Consider the following 5,112-nt stretch of genomic DNA (forward strand, 5'->3'; position numbering starts at 1 on the left):
CCGTACGGGCCGCCGGGGGGAGGCGGCGTCCCACCGGCGCCGGGCGCGGCCCACGGCGCCGGGCCCTGCCCGCCGTACGGCGGCGGCTGGTTGGACGCCCAGCCGGATGGCGTGTCGGGACTGGAGCCGTGACCGTCTGACATATCCCAATCCTGGCATGTCGGCCCCCACATCGGGCCGTTCGGGGGATCCCGCGGTGTTTTCCCGTGCGGAACCCGGCGGGAGATGCCGGAGGGATGGCAGAGACGCCGTCGTCTGCCGCAGACTGGGGAGAAGGCCGCACCCGTCCCCCGGTGCCCGCAGTCGCCGGGGTGGAGGCGGCCGACGGGGGTGGGGGATCGCCGTGTGTTCCATTCGGCGATACGCCTAAGATTCAGCACCCGGACGGCCGAATGGTGGATCGTGTCATCTGGTGGCCGGACAAGGGTAACCTTCAGTAATCGTGTGGTTTGCCATAGAAACTCCCTAACTGCGTAAAACGAATGAGGGGCCATGAAAGGACGCGTGCTGGTCGTCGACGACGACGCCGCTCTCGCCGAGATGCTCGGCATCGTGCTGCGCGGGGAGGGGTTCGAGCCTTCCTTCGTCTCCGACGGGGACAAGGCGCTCGACGCGTTCCGCGACACCCGGCCGGACCTGGTGCTGCTGGACCTGATGCTGCCCGGAGCCGACGGCATCGACGTGTGCCGCAGGATCCGCGCGGAGTCCGGCGTCCCGATCGTCATGCTGACGGCCAAGAGCGACACCATCGACGTGGTGCTGGGCCTGGAGTCCGGCGCCGACGACTACATCGTCAAGCCGTTCAAGCCCAAGGAGCTGGTGGCCCGGGTGCGCGCGCGGCTGCGCCGCACGGACGAGCCGACGCCCGAGATCCTGCAGATCGGCGACATCACCATCGACGTGGCCGGTCACTCCGTCAAGCGGGAGGAGGAGACCATCAACCTCACCCCGCTGGAGTTCGACCTGCTGGTCGCGCTCGCCCGCAAGCCGCGCCAGGTCTTCACCCGCGAGGTCCTGCTGGAGCAGGTCTGGGGCTACCGGCACGCGGCCGACACCCGCCTGGTCAACGTGCACGTCCAGCGGCTCCGCGCCAAGATCGAGAAGGACCCGGAGCACCCGGAGATCGTGGTGACGGTCCGCGGCGTGGGCTACAAGGCCGGCCCGGCCTGACGAGCCTCCGGCTCCCCACGGCTCCCCACGGCTCCCCTCGGAATCCGACATGGTCCCCGCGAAGAAGCGCCGCCGCACCCCGCGCCAACTGGTGCGGGGGGTCCGGCGGCGCACCCGGCGCGCCGCCGGCCGGCTGCGCCGGGTCTTCTGGCGATCCCTGCAGCTGCGCGTGGTCACCAGCACCATGGTCATCTCCATCGTGGTGGTCGCGGTGCTGGGCGTCTTCCTCATGCAGCAGATCCAGCAGTCGGTCCTGGAGTCGCGGGTGCGGGCCGCGATCAGCGAGGCGCAGGCCGACCGCAACGCGGTCCTCGGCTTCCTGACCCAGCCGGAGAGCGAGACCTCCGAGCGCCCCGCCGACCCGGGGGAGACGCCGCAGGGCGGCGGGGACAGCCCGCTCAGCCGGGCCACCCAGGCTCTGGCCGAGCGGGCGGGCTCGGCGAGCCGCTACTCGGTGATCATCCGCAACGAGAACCTGCCCGGTGAGTTCTTCGGGACCACCAACATCGACCCGCGGAGCGTGCCGGACCGGCTCCGCGCCGAGGTGAAGAAGAACGAGCCGGGCCGCAACGCGCCCTGGTTCCTCCCGTTGTACTACGAGGGCAGGGCCGACGCGGTCCCCGGAGTGGTGATCGGCACCCGGCTGGACACCACCGGCGCGCCGCGGCTCGACGGCGGCTACGAGATCTACCACCTGGTCCCGCTGGACCGTGAGGAGAAGATGCTGGCCTCGCTCCAGCAGATGCTCATCGTGGTCGGGTCCGGGCTGGTGCTGCTGCTCGCCGCGATCGCCTCGCTGGTCACCCGGCAGGTGGTCATCCCGGTACGGCTCGCGCGGCAGGCCGCCGAGCGCCTGGCCGCCGGGAAGCTGGACGAGCGGCTCAAGGTGCGGGGCGAGGACGACCTCGCCCGCCTGGGCACCTCCTTCAACGAGATGGCGGCCAACCTGGCGCTCAAGATCCACCAGCTGGAGGAGCTCTCGCAGGTCCAGCGGCAGTTCGTCTCCGACGTCTCGCACGAGCTGCGCACCCCGCTCACCACCGTGCGGATGGCCGCCGACCTGCTCTACGACGCCCGCGAGGACTTCGACCCGATGGCCGCCCGCTCGGCGGAGCTGATGCAGAACCAGCTGGAGCGGTTCGAGTCGATGCTGGCCGACCTGCTGGAGATCAGCCGCTACGACGCGGGGGCCGCGACGCTCGACGTCGACTCGGTCGACGTGCGCGACGTGGTGCTGCGCGCCGTCGCCGACTCCGAGGCGCTGGCCGAGCGCCACTCCACCCGCTTCGACCTGCGCCTGCCCGGTGAGCCGTGCATGGCCGAGATGGACAGCCGCCGGGTCGAGCGCATCCTGCGCAACCTGCTGTTCAACGCGATCGAGCACGGCGAGGGCAAGGACATCGTCGTCTCGGTCGGCGCCGACCGGGACGCGGTCGCGGTGGCGGTGCGGGACTACGGGGTGGGCCTGAAGCCGGGCGAGGAGACCATGGTCTTCGACCGGTTCTGGCGGGCCGACCCGTCCCGGGCGCGGACCATCGGCGGCACCGGCCTGGGCCTGGCCATCTCCCGCGAGGACGCGATGCTGCACGGCGGCTGGCTCCAGGCGTGGGGCGCGCCGGGCGAGGGGTCGCAGTTCCGGCTCTCGCTGCCCCGGACGGCCGGGGTGCCGCTGCGGGGGTCGCCGCTGCCGCTGGTCCCGCCGGAGGTGGAGATGCGGCGGACGTGGCGGGGACACATGACGCCGGTGCTCTCTCCGGCGGCGGCGGACGGGGGACAGGATGCGGACTAGCCGGACGCGGCGGCGCGCGGGCGCCGTGCTCCTGGCCGCCGCGCTGTCCTGGTCGGCGGCCGCCTGCTCGGTCGTGCCGACCGGCCGGTCCACGGTCGTGGAGGACCGGGACCAGGGCAACCCCCTGGACCCGCCGTACGCCCGGGTGATCGCCATGGAGCCGAACCCCTCCTGGACGCCCGAGCAGGTCGTCACGGGGTTCCGCGCCGCGATGGCGAGCATCGGCGACGTCCGCCACGAGGCCGCCCGCCGGTACCTCTCCGACGACTTCGCCGCGCGGTGGAAGCCGGAGACCGGGGTGACGGTCTACCAGCCGGCCCCGTCGGTGACGGCGCCGCTGGCCGAGGGCGCCACGGAGGCCAGGGTCACGCTCAAGGGCGCCGTGACGGCGAGCATCGACCAGGACGGCCAGTACCGGCCCAGGGGCGGCACGCTGGACGAGCTCTTCACCCTCGTCAAGGGGGCGAAGGGCTGGCGGATCAGCGCGGGCCCGGACGGGCTGCTGCTCTCCCAGGCCGACGTCGAGCGGGCCTACGAGCCGGTCGACCTGTACTTCCTGGACGCCAAGCGGCAGGGCCTGGTGATCGACCGGGTCCAGATGCCCGTCGACCCGGCCTCGACCCTCGCCAAGACGACGGTCGAGCGGCTGATCAAGGGGCCGAGCGGGTCGCTGCGGGGCGCGGTGGAGACGGTCTTCGACGCCGGCACCGGGCTCATCGACGTCACCACCGAGAACAACCGCGTCGTCGTCGACCTGACCGAGGGAGTGCCGGCCGACCGGGTCGCCGCGATGTCCGCCCAGCTGGCGGGGACGCTCTCCAAGCTCGCCGGCGGTTCGAGCTTCGAGGTGCGGGTGAACGGCGAGCCGTACCGCTCCGGGGTCCCGCTGTACATCGACGCCCAGGAGCACCTGAGGTTCGACCGGTGGATGGCGCCGGTGGACGCCGCCCCGTACTACCTGCAGGGCGGCGCCCTGCGGGTGCTGGGCAAGGAGAACGTCGGAGGTCCGGTGCCGGGCGGCGCCGGGCGGGAGTACGCCGGCTCGCCCGCCGCCGCCCCGGCGGTCAGCGGGTCGGCCCCGAGGCACGTGGCGGCGGTGTCGGAGGACGGCAAGCGCGTCTCCGTCGCCCCGCTCACCCCGGACGGGCAGTGGGAGGAGTGGACCGTCGGCAACGACCTCGTCCCGCCCTCCTGGGACCGCTACGACTCGATGTGGACGGTGGACCGGACCGGCCCGCAGACCTCGGTGGTGCTGCGCCAGTACGCCGACGACAGGCGGCAGTACCGGGTGGCAGCGCCCGACCTGGACACGGTCGAGGTCACCGCGCTCAAGGTCGCCCGGGACGGGGTCCGGGTCGCGGTCGCCGTCAAGGACGGCACGGGCGAGAAGGTCATGATCGGCGCGATCGTCGGAGAGCGGGCCGACACCCGCATCGGCAACCTGCAGACCGTGATGGACGGCGACGAGAAGCAGACCATCGAGGACATCGCCTGGAAGGACGGCACGACCCTCTACGTGCTGACCGGCAAGTCCGAGCTGTTCGAGGCCTCGCTCATCGCCGAGCCGTCGCAGAGCATCCCCTCCCCTCCGGGCATCCGGAGCATCGCCGCGCTGAACAAGAACAACTCGCTGCTGGCCGGGGTCGAGGACGACGACGGCAAGCAGCAGGTCCTCTACTGGGACGGGGACACCTGGGAGCCGCAGGTCAAGGACGACAAGGGCGCCGCCGTCCTCGCCGGGGACGGCCCGGCCTTCCCGGTCTTCCCCCTGGGGTAGCGGCCGGGCCCGCCGCGCGCTCCGGGCCCGGGGTTCTGTCGGTGGGACCTGGCATTTTGGCGGATGTGACGACCGCTCTGCTCGACCTCGTCCTGCCGCCGCGCTGCGCCGGGTGCGACACGCCCGGCGCGCTCGTCTGCGCCCGCTGTACGGCGGAGCTGCGCGGCGAGCCCGCCCGGCGGATGCCGGTCCCGTCCCCGCCCGGCCTGCCCGACTGCTGGTCGGCCACGGTCTACGCCGGAGTCGCGCGCCGGGCGATCCTCGCCTACAAGGAGCACGGCCGCACGGCCCTGGCCCACCCGCTGGCCGGAGCCCTGGCGCTGGCGGCCGGCACCGCCGTGGGCGGGCACCCCGTGGTCCTCGTCCCGGTGCCCAG

4 protein-coding genes are annotated in these 5,112 nt (G+C 72.9%); all 4 read left to right on the plus strand.

From position 1 onward, the window contains the following. Positions 1-492 precede the first annotated feature (492 nt). Positions 493-1,170, plus strand: coding sequence for an MtrAB system response regulator MtrA (gene mtrA, locus ACWJ6R_RS29740; RefSeq protein ID WP_030907316.1), 678 nt, complete (start codon positions 493-495; stop codon positions 1,168-1,170). Between the two features lie 49 nt (positions 1,171-1,219). Further along, the gene (gene mtrB / locus ACWJ6R_RS29745; protein WP_449065403.1) at positions 1,220-2,959 is read left to right on the plus strand and encodes an MtrAB system histidine kinase MtrB; all 1,740 of its coding nucleotides are present in this window, start codon (positions 1,220-1,222) and stop codon (positions 2,957-2,959) included. Then, complete coding sequence (locus tag ACWJ6R_RS29750; RefSeq protein WP_449065404.1) at positions 2,949-4,736, plus strand: LpqB family beta-propeller domain-containing protein; 1,788 nt, start codon at positions 2,949-2,951, stop codon at positions 4,734-4,736. Before mtrB ends, ACWJ6R_RS29750 begins: the two co-directional genes overlap by 11 nt. Positions 4,737-4,801: 65 nt before the next feature. Continuing rightward, the coding region (locus ACWJ6R_RS29755; protein WP_449065405.1) for a ComF family protein at positions 4,802-5,112 on the plus strand (311 nt) is incomplete at its 3' end.

It is taken from the genome of Planomonospora algeriensis, assembly GCF_977012225.1.

Coding starts and splice junctions, on each gene's coding strand:
- mtrA (WP_030907316.1), top strand. CDS start 493: ATGAAAGGACGCGTGCTGGTCGTCGACGACGACGCCGCTCTCGCCGAG.
- mtrB (WP_449065403.1), top strand. CDS start 1,220: ATGGTCCCCGCGAAGAAGCGCCGCCGCACCCCGCGCCAACTGGTGCGG.
- ACWJ6R_RS29750 (WP_449065404.1), top strand. CDS start 2,949: ATGCGGACTAGCCGGACGCGGCGGCGCGCGGGCGCCGTGCTCCTGGCC.